This window comes from Mucilaginibacter boryungensis, assembly GCF_015221995.1.
GTDB lineage: Bacteria > Bacteroidota > Bacteroidia > Sphingobacteriales > Sphingobacteriaceae > Mucilaginibacter > Mucilaginibacter boryungensis.
Map to the genome: position 1 here is coordinate 661,674 of NZ_JADFFM010000001.1, position 18,836 is coordinate 680,509.

Below are 18,836 nucleotides of genomic sequence, written 5' to 3' on the forward strand. Positions count from 1 at the left end.
TCGCTTTATTAATCTGCGCGATGGGAGTTACGAATTCTTTTCTTCCAGTTTATGGGCACGTTTAGCTTCCAGCCAACCACTGTACAACAGGTTTTTATCCAGCACAGGTTTCGGGAAAAACAGGCTGGCCAGATAGCCTACAATAATTACTACAAAATGACTGTAAACCCCAAGCATATATTTATGCTGTGTGAAGTTGTATTTACCCAGGTTCAGCAAAATGTGTTTCTGATCGCCCAGGCCAATTTTGGTTGAGGTTAAAAACGCCCAGGCGGTAAATATTACGCAAGCGATGATCCCAATATTTAAACCCTGCCTGTTAGCCCGTGAACTGAACAAGCCCAGCAGGAATATCCCTACAATACCACCAGAGAATATGGCGTAAAGCGTAAATACAATACCCAATGCGCCCTCACCGCCAACAACAAGATATAAAGTTGCTATCAGGATAGCGCCAATACCGGCCAATACCACAATCCAGCGACCAGCCTTCAGGTAAGTTTCATCTGATTTTCCCGGTCGGAATTTCTTGTAATAGTCTTCCACACCAATTGCGGAAAGGCAATTCAAATCGGCGCCCAGGCTGGAGATCGCCGCTGATATTAACGCGGCCAATATCAACCCAACTACGCCCGGCGGTAATTCGCTCATAATAAAATAGGGAAATACAGCATCATCCTTAATACCTGCCGGTAAGGGGTGTTGCTGATAGAAAACAAACAAAGCCGTCCCAATAAACATAAACAGACCCCAAAGCGGTACGGTTAATGCCACGCCTAACAAAGAAGCGCGGATGGCACCCTTATCAGTTTTAGCAGTAAGATAACGCTGTACCATAGTTTGGTCGGTGCCATATTTTTGAATGGCGTAGAACACACCGTTAATGGCCATCACCACAAAGGTCAGTTTTTTAAAGTTCCAGGTGTAGGGGCCAAAGTTTGTTTTATGGTGCAATGTTGCCACTTTCCATAGTTCGGGGAAGCCGCCTTTGATAGAAAATACCAAAATGAAGAATGAGGCGATACCACCTGCTATCAGCAGGAAACCCTGAACCACATCGGCCCAAATTACGGCCTCGATACCACCAATCAGCGTAATAACCACTATTACAAACCCAATTACCCAAATAATGGCATAGGTGTTAGTATTGGTCATATTAGCCAGCGCCAAGGCCAGCAGGAAAAACACGGTACCCATTTTAGAGAAATGCGTGAGCACAAAGCCTACCGAACTATAAAAGCGTGCAAACAGGCCAAAGCGTTTCTCGAAATATTCATAAGTGCTTACGCCGATAACTTTACGGTAAAGCGGCACTACAAACCACACCATGCATAGCAATACTACCGGCACCATTAAGCCTTGCACCAATAATATCCAGTTAGATGAGAAGCCCTCGCCGGGATAAGCCAAAAAAGTAACACTGCTAATAAGTGTTGCCATCAGCGACATGCCGATGGCCCAGGCCGGTAACGATCCACGCGATACAAAATATTTTTTTGTAGAGTTTTGCCCTTTTGAAAAACGCAGGCCAATAGTGAGGGATGTAGCCAGCGCCACAGCAATTATAATATAATCTATCAGGTGCAGGGTTTCGTGCTTCATTTATAATCAGGTAAATTGGCTGGCTGCCAAACTATGGCGGGCCATTGGTAGCTGCCGGGTTTTAAAGTTACATATAATTGGTTGCCTGGCACACTGGTACATATTACACCTGGCGCCATTTGCTTAACAGGGGTTAGTTTGCTAATATGCATATGCTGCAAAACGGCGGTGGCTGTAGCGCCGCCTTCTATCAATAATTCGTGCAGGGTAATTTGCTGATGGACGCGGTTTACCAAAAAGCCCATCTTATTGGTAAGCGTACATGGTTCAATACTTTTTTGGCTGGTTGCATTAGGGTGTATAGCCATAATGCAGTTGCCTTTTTCCTTTAACACGGTAATGATCTGTTGTACGTAGTTTTCGGCGATGGCCGCGGGTATCTTCTCGCCAAAAATAATTTCAGCGGGGATGTACAGTACCGGTATATTGTTCAGCAAACCGTTCTTAATGTTATGGCCGTCTTTATTAAAAGTGCTGCCAAAAACAAATAAACGGGGTGTGTTAAATGTTTTTTCGGGGTGATCATCAGCCGATACTGTCGGTTTTAAATAATTAAGCAGGCTGTTAAATAAACCTGCCGCGCCAGCTATCAGGGTTTTGTTATCCAGTTTTTCAACCCAGCGGTTAAAATCGGCTTCTACAGCTACTTCACCTACAATAATACCAGTAGATGGCAACTGCTGGTGGTTTTTAAGTAGTTGTATACTACCATTGGCGCGCAGCATTGTTTTTACATCCGATGATGTTACTGGGAAGCCGGGGTCATTAGCGTAATTGCTTAAATGCACGGGCTTATCCTGATAGTAGTAAATACCGTCGACAATGGTTTTACCGTGTAGCGGGTTGCCGGGCACTATCAGCGCACGTTGCAATCCCGAGGCTTCCAACTGACTGTTGATCTCGTCCAGCACGTTGCCCCGCAAAACCGAGTCTATTTTTTTAAATATTAGCTTTGGCTGAAGCTGCATCAGTTGGCGGGTAAGGTCGGTTATCACCTGTTTGGCTTCAGCAGCAGGCAGCGAGCGGGTATCGGTGGCGATAATGAGCAGATCGGCATTGCTATTGGTATCTACAATGGTATCAATCTCGGTCTTCAGATGATAATTCAGCCCGATGCCGGCCAGTTCGGCCGCTCCTGTAAGGTCATCTGCAATAACCGCTATCATGCCGTAGTTTGTACTGATCTGTATTTGCTTAGTTGTATAGCCGATTCAATAGCTAAGATCATCGCATCAGGACTGGCCACACCTTTGCCCGCAATTTCAAACGCGGTGCCATGGTCGACCGAGGTGCGGATAATAGGCAAGCCCATAGTGATGTTCACGCCTTTTACGCTATCCATTTGTTGTTTCTCACTGTTCCATTTAAAGCCGGTAAGTTTAAAGGGAATATGCCCCTGGTCGTGATACATAGCCACTACACCACCATAATACCCTGTTGATGCTTTAGAGAACATAGTATCGGCAGGTACAGGGCCTTCCACATCATAACCCAAACGGCGTGCTTCTTCCACAGCTGGTAATATCTCCATGTCGTCTTCGGTCCCAAACAGGCCCGAATCACCTGCGTGCGGATTTAAACCGGCTATGCCTATCTTCAGGTTTTTTTCACCTAAGGATATCAGGCCGTTGTGCAGCAGTTCGGTTACCTCAACAATACGATCTTTCTTTACCAGATCGCAAGCCTGGCGCAGGGATACGTGGGTAGATACATGGATCACTTTCATATGATCTTCTACCAGCAGCATGGCGTATTTTTTAGTGTTGGTATAATGCGCGTAAATTTCGGTATGCCCGGCAAAATGGTACCCGGCTTCGTTAACTGATTTTTTATTGATCGGGCCTGTAACGGTAGCGTCAATATCGCCGGCCATGGCCAGTTCAATTACTTTCTTCACCGCCTCGAACGATGCGCCGCCAGCCATAGCCGATATTTCGCCGAATTTGAACTGACTCATGTCTACATTCTTTAGGTCGTACACATCGGGTTCGCCATAAACATATTTAGCATCTTTAATATCGGTTATAGCGTTTATTTTGGCTTTTGAACCAAAGCGTTCCACAATGGCTTCAAATACTTTAGCATCGCCTATAATAACCGGGCGGCAAACTTCAAACAAACGTTCGGTGAGCAGTGCTTTCACGGCAATCTCCGGGCCTATACTGGCCGGGTCGCCCATGGTAATGCCTATAATGGGTTTGTAACTGCTGCTCATTGGTAGAAAGGTAAATTAAGGTTCTCTTTAGCGATAATGCTATGCAGCGTGCGCTGTAATTCGGCCGCATCCAGGTCAGATACCTGTTCCAACGGCGGCATCATATATGGCTGGCATAAACCAGCGCTCTGCATTAACGATTTTAACGCGGCTAATGACCCGCCCAGTAAGCGTTTGCTTTGGTACAGGTTACCCAACAGATCTGAATGGGCTTGCAGCATGTATGCTGTTTGATGATCGTCGCGTTCTACAGCGCCAATCATTTCCTGATAAATATCGGGGCAAAGGTTTCCGGTACTTGGCACTAATCCATCGCAGCCATTAATTAAAGCATACGCCGATTGCGCGGCCCAGCCCAAAAAGTGACTGAAATCGCTGCGGTTTGCCCACAAGGCTAATGATTGGTTTAAGCGTTCCTCGCTGCGCTCGGAATCTTTAGTGCCAACAATATTGTCATGATGACTCAACTCATCTATCAGTTTTAAGGGGATAGAGATATGCGTGGTTGATGGAATGTTATAAATAATCAGCGGCAGGGGAATCATATCTGCCAATACTTCGAAATATTTTTTTATCTCGTGTTCGGTGAGGTTAAAGTAAGCGGGTAAATGGGCTACCACCGCATCCACGCCTTCGTCAGCACAAAATTTCGCCATCTCAATCGATTCGGCTACGCAATTGGATGATACACCTGCATAAAGCATTTTGCCGGGTTGTTTAAGCTTTGCGGCTAACTGGATAAAATCTTTCTTCACATCAGCAGGTAATGATGATGCCTCGCCGGTAGTGCCTAAAATAAAAGGCACACCGCCATGGTTAAAAAAGCTGTCGAATATCTTTTCAACGGCTTTATGGTCCAGTTTGTGGTTCTCTGTAAGGGGAGTAATGGATGGAACCACCAATCCATTATATTTCTTTTTCACTTTCATTCTTAATCAATAAGCCGCTTCGTAAATCGCAATCGCATCTTCCAAATTTATAGGGCGCGGATTGTTTTTTAGTAAGCGTGTAATTTTCATGGCATCGGCTGCCATTTCGGGTATCGCGTTTTTGGTGATGCCGGCTGCACTGAGCGTTGCCGGTATTCCACATTGTTTAATTAGTTCTTTTATTTTATTGATGCCTGCCATGGCAGTTTCTTCATCGGTTGCGCCGCTATTGCAGCCCAATGCGCGTGCCACGGCCGCATGCCTTGCCGGCGATGCGGGCATGTTATATTCCATTACGTAAGGCAAAAGTAATGCATTGGATAAACCATGCGCCAAGTGGAACATACTACCCAGCGGATACGATAGCGCATGTACCCCGGCAGTATTTACAGGGCCAAGACAAAAACCGCCCAGCATACTGCCAATAGCCAACTGGGTACGGGCATCCTCATTGTTGCCGTTGGTAACGGCTCCTACCAGGTTTTGGCTAATCAGGCGCATACCTTCGTACGCATACATGTCAATAAACGGATGGGCAAACAGGTTGGTGTAAGCCTCCAGGCAATGGGTTAACGCGTCAAGTCCCGTTGCGGCGGTTATGGCAGGGGGCAGGCTAACGGTCAGTGCCGGATCAATGATCACCACATCAGGTACAAGATACGGACTTATAATGCCTTTTTTCTGATTATCAGCCTCATCGACCAAAATGGCGTTGGGCGATACCTCGCTGCCTGTGCCCGCGGTGGTAGGGATGCATATCAGTTTTATACGGCGTTGTTTCAGCAGGCCGTTACCTACAATGTCATTCAGCGTTTGGGTGTTATCCATCTGCGCGGCTATTAGCTTGGCAATATCCAGCACACTGCCGCCGCCAATACCTATCACCGCGTCGGCTTTAAGACCGTCGAAGCTTTGCAGCAGGGTATTAAAATCGGCAAAGGATGGTTCCTGTACAATAGAAGTATCAACCTTAACGGTAACCCCCTGTGCCTGCAACTGTTGAATTACAGGCTGTAGTTTGGGCAATAGCGGTTCAATGGTAACTATAATTACAGTGGTAAATCCCGAAAGGGTTACCTCATCAGTCAATTTAAGCAGCGCGTCCTTCCCGATAATGATCTGCCCGGGGAACCTGATTGTGATATCCCGGTAAGCATTATGCTCTGTTACTCCCATATGGTTAAAATAGCAATCAGTAAAAATAGGGAACAATTATACTTTCACTTTCATAGGCCATCCTTGTCGTCATTATTTTTACAGATGTGATAGGATTGTTACCAATTTGCCCGAAAAACAAAGCCCCTTGTCGAAGCTGACAAGGGGCTTTGTTTGAAATCAGTGTAATTACCACATCAGCACTTTCATGTACGATGCGCCTTCTTCGCGCCAGTCTTTCAAGGCTTCGTTCAGTTTTAACTTTAATTCTTTATTATTTACCGGCTTGCCTTTTGTTGGCGGGTTAAGCGCATTGGGCGGCAGGGTAGTGTCGGTTACCTTGGTGGCAAACCAGGTATAATCATCGTGTGGAACGGCTACGCCCAGTATCATGCCAGGCAAACCCGTGAACGATTCGGGGCCGCTGCTTACCGGTATCTCAATGGTATAAAATGCCACTACGTAAATGGAATCCATAATTAAGGCGTTAGCGCGGCGACAGGTATAACCGGCAATCTCGCGGGTTTCATCGGTTATTTTCCAGTTGATCTTGCGGGTGCTGTCCTTCAACAAGAATATTTCTTCGAATGCCTTTTTCTGGATTACGCTCATACCCGTATTCAAGTCGTTATAAACAGTATTGGGTTGCTGTACAGTTGGTGCCGCATTCCAAACATAGTTGTTATTGGTGGTTGGTTCATCAGGCACCGGTACATACAGTGACTTGTCTTTAGAAAACGACAATACACTTTTCTGCACCTTAAACTGCGGATTGCTTTTTTTGTAGTTATCATACATCTGCTGCATGTAACTCTCGTTATACTTGTTTATTTGCTTTTTCAGCACGTTAAACATGTTTAACCGGCGCTCAAATTCAATAGTGCCCGAGGTGGTAAAATGTTGTTTGCCCTGGGCAAACAGGTTTTGCCCAATTGATATAATCACTAATAATATGATGATCTTCTTCATTGTTAATATTATTTGGAGTTAGGTTGCGGGGCACCGCCCATTTTGTTAAAATCCCAGGTAATGCTGAACAGAAAATACCTGCGGATAGAGGTATAACTACTTTGTGTAATGGTACCATTAGACGAGTTACGGTTAAACCCACGGTTCTGATCGAACAGGTCGTTTCCACTTAACGACAGCTTTAGATTGTCCTGTTTCAATAATGTTTTAACAATAGACGCATTCAGGATAAACTGCGAAAAGGTTTCGTTAAAGGTTTGTGTTTTACCACGGTATTGATAATTGCCGTCAGAATTGATCTGTATTTTACCCGGCAGATACAAATTTAAATAACTATAACCCTGGAAAGTATAACCATTGTTATTAATATTTGGCTGTAATGATGTTTTACCAAAGCTATATCCCGGACCGGCAGCTAGGCGGAAATCATATTTTTTTTGCTGCGATTTGTATAAACTTAGCTGGCCGCTAAAGCCGCTTGTTGTGGTAGTATTAAGCACACCGTTTGAAAAGTTGTACGATTTACCACCATTACCACCAAAGAACAAGCCGGCGTTAATATTAATGCCGGGTATTTTTTTGCCATAATTGCCATTAAAAGAAAAATTATATGGCTGATGCCCCGTTAGGTTTACCGACTGATAAGTGTTTACACCATTTTTGTAGGTATTATTATTTACAATGGCATTGCCGGTAAAACTGTACGAGCCGCTAAACCAGATAGACTCATCGGAAATTATTTTATACGAGTTGTAGTTAATACTAAAACGGTTATTGAATGCAGGTGATAGCAATGGGTTACCTGCCTGTATGTTCAACGGGTCGGTATTTACACGTACGGGTTGTATCTGATCAATAGAGGGTTGGTTGGTATTACCAAAATACGAAATCCTGAACGACTTTTGTTGTGTAAACCTGTATTGATAACTGGCATTAGGGTTCCAGTTTAGAAAGTTACGGCTAAGGCCGGTATGTGCTATTTCATCTGTTTGTTTATAATTAACCGCTGTTGCCCGTGCGCTTACATTAAGCGTTGATTTTGGTGCGCGGTAGTTTAAAGAAGCGCCAAAGTTGTTTGATAATTGATTAACGGTATAATCGTTACTGAATTTGGTATCTAAAGCGTTGTACACCCCGCCATTGTTGTTGAATGATTTTCTGTCGGAATTACTATTGATATCACCCAGACCATAATTGAATATTATTGATGTTTTTTTGTTCAACGGCTCGGTATAAGTGGCATTGCCGTTAAAATTATGGGTTTTGGTAACCGTGGTTTTGTATTGATCGGTTTTTTGGGTACTATCCAGCAATGCTGTTGTTTTGTTATAAAAATCAATTTCTGATTTTAAAAACCCTTTCGCATCACTGTTATTCATATTGCCGGCCACATTTATAGAGATAGTACGCCCGGTCTTTTTGAATTTCCTGGTATAAAATGCGCTGGCATTAAATATCTGGTTATTTACGTTGTTGGTCAGCGCACGCTGGTTAGTATTCAGTAAAGTATCAGGAACACCGGTAACGAACGACGGGCTGCTGGTAGTAGTCATATTAGTGCTATTGTTTTTGCTGTTTTTCTGCGTTCCATCAATAGCTAATTTTAAGGTAGACATACTGTCCAGCTTAACCGTGTAGGTGTAATCCAGCTTTTGCCTGAATACGCTGTTTTTAAAGTCCTGGTTGGTATTATTGCTGAAGCTACTGCCGGGCAGTGTCCTTTGCGTTTGATTATTTGAACTCCCGGTAATTTCGAGATACCCGGCTTTATAATTGGCGTTCGCGGTCTTCTTGTCATTATCCCATTTGTTATCATAATGTATACCGCCTGTTTGCGCAATAGGGATACCCTGGCCGTTATACCTTCCATCGAACGAGTCCAGGTCGCCACCACCACCCCCAAAAAAGATAATACCGCCGTCGTCCGTAACTTCGGTGTTGCTGGTGCCGTATTTATTACTGTCTTCCCAGCCAAGCCCCGTTTTACCCGTGTTTGAAGCGATACCATAGGCCGAAAACTTTTTCTTACCCGAAAAACGGTTATACATGGCCTGTGCCGAATAATAGCCATCGGTGCCCGCACCCGCGTCAACCTTGCCAAAGTAGCCGTTCTTTTTATCCTCTTTAAGTTTAATGTTAATGGTCTTGGTTTTTTGTCCGTCATCTACACCCGTAAAGGTAGCCTGGTCGCTTTTTTTATCATAAAGCTGCACCTTATCCACCATATCGCCGCGAATGTTTTTGGTGACCAGGGTAGGGTCGTCGCCAAAAAACTCCTCGCCATCAACCAATACCTTCTTCACTGTTTCGCCTTGCGCGGTAATTTTCCCATCCTTATCTACCTGTATGCCGGGTAATTGCTTCAGCAAGTCCTCTACTTTTGAATTGGGCTGAATGGTGTAGGCCTTAGCATTGAATTCGGTGGTATCGCCTTTAATTTTCATAGCAGCGACGGTCCCTTTTATCAATACCTCCTGTAGCAGCTTAGCTTTTAAGGTAAGCGATATTTTCCCAAAATCGTGCTGTGGTTTGGCCTCATCTAAAGCAAAATGTTCCACATAGTCGGCATAATCGGGGTAGGATACCAACAGGATGAATTTCCCTTTGGTTAGTTTGTTTAAGCTGAAAGTTCCGTTTGCACCGGCCCTCACAAACTCGCGCAGGGTTGAATCCTTTGCATTTAAAACGCAGATAGTGGTGCTTACCAGCCGTATGTTCGACGAACTGTCAATAACCGATCCTTTAACCGAATAGGTGGTTTGAGCAAAAGTACGTGATGAAAAAAACAGGTATAGTAGCAGCAGTGGTAGAATTGTGATTTTCATTTAGGGTTGGTTAAAATAGATGTCGTCAAGATATAACTAAAAATTTAGTATTCAAAAAAAAATTAACATTCATTAACACATATGAAGCGTTTTTATTGTTAGCGTTGCTTTCGTGTTTAAATTAAATTTCATGCTGCAAGGGTAACGCAACCCGCAACGGGTAGCAATAAAATGTGATGAATGGTGCGGAAAATGTGATGAATTAGGCGCTACGCTTTTAAACCCTGACGTTTTATATTTGTTATTTAAATCAAAACCAAGACTATGCCCGAACTACCCGATCTGCAAGTATTCAGCCACAACCTTACCAAAGCCCTGAAAGGCAAAAAAGTAAAGCGTGTTGAAGTGCATAATACAAAAAAGCTAAACGTGAGCAGTAAAGAATTAAGTGCTGCGCTTGAAGGTAAAACCCTGAATAGGGTAGAGCGATCGGGCAAGGAACTGCACGTGCACTTTAGCGGCGACCAGGTACTTGGCCTGCACCTGATGCTGAACGGCAAACTGTATTTGTTTAAAGAAAAGAATGAGCAGAAGTATACCATTATTGAAATACTTTTTGATGATGACAGCGGCTTGGTAATGACCGATTTTCAGGGGATTGCGACGCCTACACTTAACCCCAAGGAGACGGATGTCCCGGACGCCCTATCGGATGAGCTGGATTTGAAATACTTGCTGGCGCAACTGCAAAAGAAAAAAACCGCGGTAAAAAATATGCTGATGGACCAGCATATTGTGCGTGGTATAGGTAACGCTTATGCAGATGAAATTTTATGGGACGCCAAAATTTCGCCATTTTCCATAGCCAGGCAAATACCTGAAGAAAAAGTGAAAGAATTGCTAAAATCGATTAAAAACGTTTTAAAAGATGCAGAAAAGCAAATCCTGAAAACCCATCCCGATATTATAGCGGGCGAAGTACGCGACTTTATGCTGGTACATAATTCAAAGAAGAAAGAAACTCCCGGCGGGCATAAAATTCACCAGAAACCAATAGCGTCGCGCAAGACTTATTATACTGACGAGCAGGTGGAGTATTAGGCAAACTATTTGGAGATCTTATTCAGATATTCTAAAACTTTTGGGTTGCCGTAATCGGCACTGCCTTCCTGGTGAAAAACGATCTGGCCGTTTTTGTCAATAATAGTAGTGGCTGGTATAGAATTACTTACCAGGTTTGGCGGCACATTACTGGCCAGTTTATACAACGGCATATTGTAACGGTGCTTAGCCATAAATGGCAGGGATTTTGAGAAATTATGATCGGCATCGACTATAATAAACACTACGTTTCCATTATCTTTCAATTTCCCGTAAAGCTTATTGATAGAGGGCATTTCGGCAATACATGGCGGGCACCAGGTAGCCCAAAAATTCAGAAAAACTACCTTGCCTTTTTGATCGGCTAAGTGGATCTGTTTACCATCCGGGCTTTCAAAAATAACATCAGGCAAGCTGTTGGCTGTACTAACTGTGCTTACGTTTTTTGAAATATTGGGTTGGAAAAGCCCAACTTTCATCAACCCTTCAATCACCAGGGCTTTTGCCGAGGGACTAAAGATCAGCATCAGTACGGCAACAAAAAACAACCCGTTAAATATTCTCGATCTGCTCATTAGAGCAAATTAACAAATAATGGACAGACTTACAAAGTTTTTAAAACTTCATAAGTCCCCAAAAATTCCCAAAAATTCCCACTAATGACTAATGACTAATGACTAATGACTAATGACTAATGACTAATGACGTTCTAAAAGCGGCCGGGGATCGAACACGACCCTGATGTTGTTGATCTTCCCATCTATCACATGATACCAGCCACTGCTAAATATGGTGTTATCGCCCATATTGATATCATAAAAAACCGAAACATCATCAGCATCGATAAACATGCGTTTGATCTCGTATTTAAACTTCATTTTTTCCATATCCTGGAAATAAGCATCGGCGCCATTGCGTGAGCCCAGTACTCCCACAAACTTCATATCATCGCGCGCATATTGGCGGGCTGCAGTAAAATCCTCATTGTTCATGGCCTTCAGGAAAGCGTTAATAACTTCCCCGGCATTTGTTGGCTTTGTATTTTCCATGGTTGTATAACAAGTGATGTTATAATTTGGTTTAAAGGATGAATTGAACACCAATAATATGGACAAACTATTTTATAATCAGTAAGTTTACTTAAATGACCAATGACAATGACTCAAACAGTACTTTTAAAAAGCACGGCAGGTAAATGGATAATGGTATCAACCATACTGGCATCGGCTATGGCCTTTATTGATGCTACGGCGTTAAATGTGGTATTGCCATCATTACAAAAAAGTTTAAATGCCAGCGGCGCCGATCTGTTTTGGATACTAAATGCCTACTTGTTAATGCTGGCATCGCTGATATTGATTGGGGGCGCCATGGGCGATAAGCTGGGCCGGAAAAAGGTATTTATGGCCGGTATATCTGTATTTATACTCGGTTCGGCCGCTTGCGGCATTGCAAGCAGCGTGCTGTTGCTGGTAATATTTCGCATTATCCAGGGTATTGGCGGCGCCCTGATGATACCGGGTAGTTTATCTCTTATTTCATCATCTATTGATCCGAAAGAACGCGGTAAGGCCATTGGTACCTGGTCGGCATTTACAACGGTAGTTACTATGGGCGGGCCAATATTGGGTGGGGCATTGGCCGACGCTGGTTTATGGCGTTACATCTTTTTTATTAATGTACCATTTGGCGTGGCAGCGCTAATAATGTTATGGTTAAAAGTGAAAGAGAACCATGATGACAGTGCTGATAAATCGCTCGATTTTCCTGGCGCTATAACCATTGCTTTTGGCTTAGCTTTAATAACTTTCGGCTTTTTACGGATACCTGCGGTTGGGTTATACAACTGGCAAGCATATGGGGCGTTGGCTGCTGGGGTAGTGTTGCTAATTGTTTTTATTCTCATCGAACGTAAAAGCAAACACCCAATGATGCCTTTAGAATTATTTGCTAATGCCACTTTCAGCGGGGCTAATTTGCTTACATTTTTTCTATACGCGGGCTTAGGCGCGGGGATGTTGTTCCTCTCGTTAAACATGGTACAGGCGCAAGGGTATAGTCAGTTTCAATCTGGTTTAACTTTTCTGCCATTTACCGTTTTAATGATATCACTCGCGCGTTTTGCTGGTAGCCTGGCAGATAAGTATGGTCCAAAATGGTTTCTGATCATTGGTCCGGCCGCAGCCGGGGCGGGTTTATTGATATTATCCTTTGTGAAGCAAACTAACGGTCCGGCCGATTATTGGACTACGTTTTTCCCCGGGGTGTTAGTACTTGGTTTGGGTATGTCATTTACGGTAGCGCCGCTAACTACCGCCGTAATGACTTCGGTTAGCAACCATTTCTCTGGTACAGCCTCGGGCATCAATAATGCCATGACACGTATTTCGGGCGTTTTTGCTAACGCCATATTTGGGGCACTGGCGGTGTTGTTTTTTGCAGGGATGCTACAAAAGGAAATACAACCGCTAAAGCTTGATATTAAAGAAAAACAAACTATTATGCAGCAAGCTAATAACCTGGGCAATGCCAATGTACCCAAAGCCTCAGGCAATCAGCATGCTGCTCAAATTGAAAAAGCCTACCATAACAGCTTTATTAGCGCCTATGGCAAGATCATGAAAATATCTGCCGGGTTAGGGTTTTTAGGCGCGCTGATGGCATTGGTATTTATCAGAAAAAAATGAGTGTATAATTCTGTAGTTAAAGATACGGGTGTACAAATGACAAAATGGATTACCCCGATACCTTTACGCTTCTTACCACCTTTTTGCTCATTACCTGTTCATAGTATTTACAAAACGATGTAAGGGGGCATATCTCGCATTTTGGCCGCCTGGCTATACAAATATAACGACCGTGCAATATTAGCCAATGGTGGGCTATCGCTATTGTATGGCGGGGCAGGTGCTTCATCAACTGTTTTTCAACAGCTAAGGGTGTGCGGGCATTACTGGTTAAGCCAATACGGTTTGCCACGCGGAATACGTGCGTATCCACAGCCATTGCGGGTATATCATAAATAACCGAAGCAATTACATTGGCAGTTTTGCGGCCAACGCCCGGCATTTTCTGTAACTCGTTCAGGTCGGATGGCACTTCGCCTTTAAATTCGCCTATCAGCATTTTGGCCATGCCAACCAGGTGCTTTGCTTTATTATTAGGATAGCTTACACTGCGGATATAGGTAAAAACCTCTTCAGGGGTAGCTAAAGCTAAACTTTCGGGATTGGGAAAGCGATCGAACAGGGCAGGGGTAACCTGGTTAATACGTTTATCAGTACATTGTGCAGATAATATAACTGCCACCAGTAATTCGTATGGGTTGGTGTAATTTAATTCGGTAACCGGGTTGGGCTGATGCTCGGAAAAATATTCAACAAACAGGCGATAGCGGTCTTGTTTAAGCATCAGCAAATATAATGAAAGTCATTATGCCCGGCATCATGTTGCTATGGCGCATAGAAAAGTCTTAAGTCAATGATATCGGATAGATAGAAAAGGTAAGCGCAAAATTGTATATGACTTAAGACTTTTTTGTCGGGCTAAAACTAACGAAGGCTTTTTGAGTAATTCAGGATATTGTCAATAGTTTGCTGTTCAGGTACTCTTTGCAGCAAATCCAGATCGGTACGGATAGCATGATAAAACACCATTTCATCCGGGTCCATTAACGCTATTTCATCTGATTCTTTCACGGCAGCCTGGTTATTAGTTACTTTTAAAGTTGTAGTAGAAGTTTCATCCATAAGTTTTGTTTTGTTCGGTTATTCTGTTCTGTTTGTATGATTATACAACGTAAGATACAAAGAGATATTTTGTTAAATGAAAATTAAATGAAATTATTTTAAGGGAAATAACAAGCAGGGTATCAATTTGTTGTTGTAATATCATATCAACGTGCAGCGGGTGCGTAAAATTGCCTTTAAGGAATTTTTATTTCGTAATAAAATATGATCTGGTTAATAGCAACTCAGGGATAGGCGGGCAAAAAAAATGCCCCAGACGGGGCATTTTCAACATATTACTTTTTGCAGGAAATCACTCCTGTTGAACTATTTATTAGTTTTTAAAACTTAATTCTTTGTTCTGCATCATTTTACGCAGGTTATTAAGCGCGTAACGCATGCGGCCAAGGGCGGTGTTTATACTAACCTGGGTAATATCGGCTATTTCTTTAAAGCTTAGATCGCCAAAGTGGCGCATAATTAATACTTCTTTCTGTTCTTCGGGCAAAAGATATATTAACGATTTAAGGTCTTTATAGGTTTGTTCGCGCACCAGGCGGTCTTCGGCGCTTTCATCATAATTACCCAATACTTCAAAAATGTCAAAATCATCGCCACCATTAACCAGTGGGGTGCGTTTCTCGCGGCGGAAATGGTCTATCACCAAATTATGCGCAATGCGGCTAACCCAGGGAAGAAACTTGCCTTCCTCGTTATATTTTCCGGCCTTAAGGGTATTAATTACTTTAATGAAGGTATCCTGGAAAATGTCCTCGGCCAGGGCCTCGTCTTTTACCAGCAGATAAATTGAAGTATATATTTTGGATTGATACCGCCTGATCAATTCTACCAAGCCACCTTCATCCCCGGCAATATACAGATGGATTAAATCCTGATCACTTTTCAATTGAAAATCCATAGAACTTGTGCTACTTTAAATTAAAGTTAAAAACTAAAATATGTCTCTTTTAAAGTAAAGTTCTAATCTATAAGGGGCTCCTTTTGTGTTTTACGTTACCAAATAAAATGATTAATCATTAAAAAAACAAATAATTTACATTTATTAACGTTTAAAGTTTTTTATTAAAAATCCACGTCAATTGATGTAGAATAAGCCATTTAATAATAATCGGCTGTTCACTTTATAAATATAAGGAATAAATTTTGGTATTCCATAATAATTAAACTATTTTTTTAGTTGTCAAGCTGGCAAGTATTTTCATTACAATCACCTGATAATTAAAACTAAAACAGGTTTGGAAAGTGCTAAATTTTTTAGGATTTTTGCATTTTGGAAGAAAGTTCATGGTCTGTAGCCCGTATACCATGGTTTCTCCCCGCTAACTATGGACTATGGTCCATCGACTATCGACCATCAAAAATGAATACAGAGACAGAAAAAGATCCACAACATCATATTATTATTAAAGGTGCCCGTGTCCACAACCTTAAAAATATGGATGTGGCCATACCCAAAAACAAACTGGTAGTTATCACCGGTATGTCGGGATCGGGTAAATCGTCATTGGCTTTTGATACGCTTTATGCCGAAGGACAGCGCCGCTATGTGGAAAGCCTTTCCAGCTATGCGCGCCAGTTTTTAGGCCGTATGAACAAGCCCGATGTAGATTATATAAAAGGTATTGCTCCTGCCATTGCTATCGAGCAAAAAGTAATTACATCGAATCCCCGTTCTACTGTTGGTACTTCAACCGAGATATATGATTACCTGAAGCTGCTCTTCTCGCGTATTGGAAAAACTATATCGCCGGTATCGGGCAAAATAGTAAAAAAGGATACCGTTACCGATGTGGTTAACTTCATTGCCTCGCAACCCGATGAAACCCAGATAACTATACTTTGCCCGCTTCACCCGCATAATAACCGTAGCCTGAAAGAGGAACTGGCAGTATTGCTGCAAAAAGGTTTTATCCGCGTGGAATACAACGGCACCCTGGCCCGTATTGAAAATATACTGGAAGATGAAAGCATAGTCAATTCAACTTTAGAAGAAGGCCATGCGCAAGTGAAAATAGTTGTTGACCGTATTGTAAAAAATAACGGAGACGAAACGTTAAGCCGTGCGGCAGATAGCGCGCAAACCGCTTTTTTTGAAGGGAAGGGCGATTGCTATGTACGCTACCAACTCCCCAATGCTGAGGCGGAAAATGAAATGTTTTTTTGCGACAGGTTTGAGTTGGACGGTATCCGTTTTGAAGAGCCGTCGGCCAATTTCTTCAGCTTTAACAACCCTTATGGCGCTTGTAAGCGTTGCGAAGGTTATGGCAAAATAATTGGTATTGACGAGGATCTGGTTATCCCTGATAAAAGTAAAAGCATATACGACGGCGCTATTGCCCCATGGCGTGGCGAAAAGATGCGCGAATGGAACGACAGGCTGATAAAGAATGCTTTAAAATTCGATTTTCCGATTCATCGCCAATATAACCAGTTGACGGAAGAGCAGCAGCGGTTACTATGGACAGGTAATCAATATTTTACGGGTTTAGATGCGTTTTTTAAGGAGCTGGAAGAGCAAACTTACAAAATACAATACCGGGTAATGCTGTCGCGCTATCGCGGTAAAACAACCTGCCCCGAGTGTAAAGGCAGCCGTTTGCGCCAGGACGCATCGTACGTAAAGATTGCCGGTAAAAGTATCACCGATATTGTGCTGATGGCCCTGGATAAGGCGCTTGACTTTTTCCAGCATCTTGAATTAAGCAAACATGATGAGAAAATTGGTAAGCGATTGCTCACCGAGATCAACAACCGCCTGATGTTTTTAAACGATGTTGGTTTAAGTTATTTAACATTGAACCGTTTATCCAATACCTTATCGGGGGGCGAATCGCAAAGGATAAACCTGGCTACCTCGTTAGGTAGTAGTTTGGTGGGGTCTGTTTACGTGCTGGATGAACCCAGTATAGGTTTGCACCCGCGTGATACCCAGCGGTTAATTACAGTCTTGAAATCTTTACGCGATGTTGGCAATACGGTGCTGGTAGTGGAACATGAAGAGGAGATTATGGAGGCTGCCGATTACCTGATAGATATTGGCCCGGCAGCAGGCACCCATGGCGGTGAACTTTGTTTTGCCGGCACCTATAAAGAAATTTTAAATGATGATAAAAGCCTTACCGGTAAATACCTGAGTGGTAAGGAGCAAATAGCTATTCCAGCCCAGCGCCGCAGGTGGAACGATTATATTGAACTGAAAGGCGCCCGCGAGAACAACCTGAAGCATGTAGATGTGAAATTTCCGCTACAGGCCTTAACGGTGGTTACGGGTGTATCCGGGTCGGGTAAAACCAGTTTGGTGAAACGTATTTTAGCACCGGCTTTGCAAAAAACACTGGGCAATTATACCGGCGAGCAAACCGGCAGTTATGATAGCATTGAAGGCGATTATAACAAAATTGAGCAGGTAGAGATGGTAGATCAAAACCCCATTGGCCGTTCATCGCGCAGTAACCCAGTTACTTATGTAAAAGCCTGGGACGAGATCCGTAACCTGTTTGCCGGGCAGCCGGCGGCAAAGGCTGCGGGCTTGAAGCCATCGGCATTCTCCTTTAACGTAGAAGGCGGTCGTTGCGATGTTTGCCAGGGCGAGGGTGAAGTAAAGATAGAGATGCAGTTTATGGCTGATATATTTTTGCCGTGCGAATCGTGCAACGGCAAGCGCTTTAAACAGCATGTGCTGGATGTGCAGTACCAGGAAAAAAATGTTGCAGATGTGTTAGGGATGACCATTGACGAAGCGCTGGAATTTTTCCGCAAAGAGCCTAAGATACTGAACAAGATAAAACCACTGGTTGATGTAGGTCTGGGATATGTACAATTAGGGCAGTCATCCAATACGCTTTCAGGTGGCGAGGCGCAACGTATTAAACTGGCTTCGTTCCTGGTAAAAGGCAATAACACCCATAAAACCTTGTTCATTTTTGATGAGCCAACCACAGGCCTGCATTTTGCAGATATAAAAAAGCTACTCAAATCATTCGACGCGCTGCTGGATAATGGCAACACCATTATTGTGATAGAACACAATATGGACGTAATTAAAAGCGCCGACTGGATCATAGACATCGGCCCTGAAGGGGGCGACAACGGCGGTAAAGTCATGTTTGAAGGTGTGCCTGAAGATATGATCAAACAAAAAGATAGTTATACGGGTAAGTTTTTGAAGGAAAGGTTTGGTCAGTAGTACTTACACCCGTCATTGCGAGGAGCGATAGCGACGTGGCAATCCCCGAGTTGTAGATCACCTCAGCATATCTGAGATTGCCACGCTACGCAATGACGTGCTTTATGCAGCGAATTGACTAAAAAAAACAAAGGCTGCATTGAATCGCTCAATGCAGCCTATCTA

15 protein-coding genes are annotated in these 18,836 nt (G+C 43.2%); 3 read left to right on the plus strand and 12 right to left on the minus strand.

Going from position 1 to position 18,836, the window contains the following annotated elements; all coding sequences use genetic code 11:
- Positions 1 to 27 precede the first annotated feature (27 nt).
- The 7 genes from IRJ18_RS02835 to IRJ18_RS02865 all read right to left on the minus strand — a co-directional run bounded on the left by IRJ18_RS02835 (position 28) and on the right by IRJ18_RS02865 (position 9,695).
- Positions 28 to 1,602 carry a sodium:solute symporter gene (locus tag IRJ18_RS02835; RefSeq protein WP_194104685.1) on the minus strand — a complete coding sequence of 525 codons (1,575 nt, stop codon included), beginning with the start codon at positions 1,600 to 1,602 and terminating at the stop codon, positions 28 to 30.
- Positions 1,599 to 2,768 (minus strand): four-carbon acid sugar kinase family protein, encoded by a 1,170-nt coding sequence (locus IRJ18_RS02840; protein ID WP_194104686.1) that lies wholly within the window; start codon positions 2,766 to 2,768, stop codon positions 1,599 to 1,601. Before IRJ18_RS02840 ends, IRJ18_RS02835 begins: the two co-directional genes overlap by 4 nt.
- Positions 2,765 to 3,817 (minus strand): 4-hydroxythreonine-4-phosphate dehydrogenase PdxA, encoded by a 1,053-nt coding sequence (pdxA, locus tag IRJ18_RS02845; RefSeq protein WP_228072501.1) that lies wholly within the window; start codon positions 3,815 to 3,817, stop codon positions 2,765 to 2,767. The genes IRJ18_RS02840 and pdxA overlap by 4 nt, the downstream gene beginning before the upstream one ends.
- Positions 3,814 to 4,746 carry a dihydrodipicolinate synthase family protein gene (locus IRJ18_RS02850; RefSeq protein ID WP_194104687.1) on the minus strand — a complete coding sequence of 311 codons (933 nt, stop codon included), beginning with the start codon at positions 4,744 to 4,746 and terminating at the stop codon, positions 3,814 to 3,816. Before IRJ18_RS02850 ends, pdxA begins: the two co-directional genes overlap by 4 nt.
- A gap of 6 nt (positions 4,747 to 4,752) precedes the next feature.
- Positions 4,753 to 5,922, minus strand: a complete 1,170-nt coding sequence (locus IRJ18_RS02855) for an iron-containing alcohol dehydrogenase (protein WP_194104688.1) — start codon at positions 5,920 to 5,922, stop codon at positions 4,753 to 4,755.
- A gap of 168 nt (positions 5,923 to 6,090) precedes the next feature.
- On the minus strand, positions 6,091 to 6,870 hold the full coding sequence (locus tag IRJ18_RS02860; protein ID WP_194104689.1) for a GLPGLI family protein: 780 nt from the start codon (positions 6,868 to 6,870) through the stop codon (positions 6,091 to 6,093).
- Between the two features lie 8 nt (positions 6,871 to 6,878).
- Positions 6,879 to 9,695, minus strand: a complete 2,817-nt coding sequence (locus tag IRJ18_RS02865; RefSeq protein ID WP_194104690.1) for an outer membrane beta-barrel family protein — start codon at positions 9,693 to 9,695, stop codon at positions 6,879 to 6,881.
- A 264-nt stretch (positions 9,696 to 9,959) separates the two neighbouring features.
- On the opposite strand from IRJ18_RS02865, the gene IRJ18_RS02870 reads away from it, so the two are divergent.
- Positions 9,960 to 10,736, plus strand: a complete 777-nt coding sequence (locus IRJ18_RS02870; protein ID WP_194104691.1) for an Fpg/Nei family DNA glycosylase — start codon at positions 9,960 to 9,962, stop codon at positions 10,734 to 10,736.
- A 5-nt stretch (positions 10,737 to 10,741) separates the two neighbouring features.
- Here IRJ18_RS02870 and IRJ18_RS02875 read toward each other — a convergent pair whose 3' ends face one another.
- Complete coding sequence (locus tag IRJ18_RS02875) at positions 10,742 to 11,311, minus strand: TlpA family protein disulfide reductase (RefSeq protein WP_194104692.1); 570 nt, start codon at positions 11,309 to 11,311, stop codon at positions 10,742 to 10,744.
- 123 nt (positions 11,312 to 11,434) lie between these two features.
- Positions 11,435 to 11,785, minus strand: coding sequence for a limonene-1,2-epoxide hydrolase family protein (locus IRJ18_RS02880; RefSeq protein WP_194104693.1), 351 nt, complete (start codon positions 11,783 to 11,785; stop codon positions 11,435 to 11,437).
- Between the two features lie 108 nt (positions 11,786 to 11,893).
- Between IRJ18_RS02880 and IRJ18_RS02885 the strand changes: the two genes are divergently transcribed.
- Positions 11,894 to 13,423: an MFS transporter gene (locus IRJ18_RS02885; protein ID WP_194104694.1), complete on the plus strand. Its 1,530-nt coding sequence runs from the start codon at positions 11,894 to 11,896 to the stop codon at positions 13,421 to 13,423.
- A 49-nt stretch (positions 13,424 to 13,472) separates the two neighbouring features.
- Here the strand turns inward: IRJ18_RS02885 and nth are convergent, their stop codons facing one another.
- The 3 genes from nth to IRJ18_RS02900 all read right to left on the minus strand — a co-directional run bounded on the left by nth (position 13,473) and on the right by IRJ18_RS02900 (position 15,383).
- The gene (gene nth, locus IRJ18_RS02890; protein WP_194104695.1) at positions 13,473 to 14,147 is read right to left on the minus strand and encodes an endonuclease III; all 675 of its coding nucleotides are present in this window, start codon (positions 14,145 to 14,147) and stop codon (positions 13,473 to 13,475) included.
- 140 nt (positions 14,148 to 14,287) lie between these two features.
- Positions 14,288 to 14,485, minus strand: a complete 198-nt coding sequence (locus tag IRJ18_RS02895; protein WP_194104696.1) for a hypothetical protein — start codon at positions 14,483 to 14,485, stop codon at positions 14,288 to 14,290.
- 313 nt (positions 14,486 to 14,798) lie between these two features.
- Entirely contained in the window at positions 14,799 to 15,383 is a 585-nt protein-coding gene (locus tag IRJ18_RS02900) for an RNA polymerase sigma factor (RefSeq protein ID WP_194104697.1), read from the minus strand.
- Between the two features lie 462 nt (positions 15,384 to 15,845).
- Here IRJ18_RS02900 and uvrA point away from each other — a divergent pair, with 462 nt between their 5' ends.
- Positions 15,846 to 18,671: an excinuclease ABC subunit UvrA gene (uvrA, locus tag IRJ18_RS02905; protein WP_194104698.1), complete on the plus strand. Its 2,826-nt coding sequence runs from the start codon at positions 15,846 to 15,848 to the stop codon at positions 18,669 to 18,671.
- Positions 18,672 to 18,836: the final 165 nt, after the last annotated feature.

What these genes read in the sequence shown, in the direction of transcription:
- IRJ18_RS02860 (WP_194104689.1), bottom strand. Translation starts at nt 6,870, where the DNA reads ATGAAGAAGATCATCATATTATTAGTGATTATATCAATTGGGCAAAAC.
- IRJ18_RS02850 (WP_194104687.1), bottom strand. Translation starts at nt 4,746, where the DNA reads ATGAAAGTGAAAAAGAAATATAATGGATTGGTGGTTCCATCCATTACT.
- IRJ18_RS02880 (WP_194104693.1), bottom strand. Translation starts at nt 11,785, where the DNA reads ATGGAAAATACAAAGCCAACAAATGCCGGGGAAGTTATTAACGCTTTC.
- IRJ18_RS02900 (WP_194104697.1), bottom strand. Translation starts at nt 15,383, where the DNA reads ATGGATTTTCAATTGAAAAGTGATCAGGATTTAATCCATCTGTATATT.
- IRJ18_RS02885 (WP_194104694.1), top strand. Translation starts at nt 11,894, where the DNA reads ATGACTCAAACAGTACTTTTAAAAAGCACGGCAGGTAAATGGATAATG.
- IRJ18_RS02865 (WP_194104690.1), bottom strand. Translation starts at nt 9,695, where the DNA reads ATGAAAATCACAATTCTACCACTGCTGCTACTATACCTGTTTTTTTCA.
- IRJ18_RS02835 (WP_194104685.1), bottom strand. Translation starts at nt 1,602, where the DNA reads ATGAAGCACGAAACCCTGCACCTGATAGATTATATTATAATTGCTGTG.
- nth (WP_194104695.1), bottom strand. Translation starts at nt 14,147, where the DNA reads ATGCTTAAACAAGACCGCTATCGCCTGTTTGTTGAATATTTTTCCGAG.
- IRJ18_RS02855 (WP_194104688.1), bottom strand. Translation starts at nt 5,922, where the DNA reads ATGGGAGTAACAGAGCATAATGCTTACCGGGATATCACAATCAGGTTC.
- IRJ18_RS02895 (WP_194104696.1), bottom strand. Translation starts at nt 14,485, where the DNA reads ATGGATGAAACTTCTACTACAACTTTAAAAGTAACTAATAACCAGGCT.
- uvrA (WP_194104698.1), top strand. Translation starts at nt 15,846, where the DNA reads ATGAATACAGAGACAGAAAAAGATCCACAACATCATATTATTATTAAA.
- IRJ18_RS02870 (WP_194104691.1), top strand. Translation starts at nt 9,960, where the DNA reads ATGCCCGAACTACCCGATCTGCAAGTATTCAGCCACAACCTTACCAAA.
- pdxA (WP_228072501.1), bottom strand. Translation starts at nt 3,817, where the DNA reads ATGAGCAGCAGTTACAAACCCATTATAGGCATTACCATGGGCGACCCG.
- IRJ18_RS02875 (WP_194104692.1), bottom strand. Translation starts at nt 11,311, where the DNA reads ATGAGCAGATCGAGAATATTTAACGGGTTGTTTTTTGTTGCCGTACTG.
- IRJ18_RS02840 (WP_194104686.1), bottom strand. Translation starts at nt 2,768, where the DNA reads ATGATAGCGGTTATTGCAGATGACCTTACAGGAGCGGCCGAACTGGCC.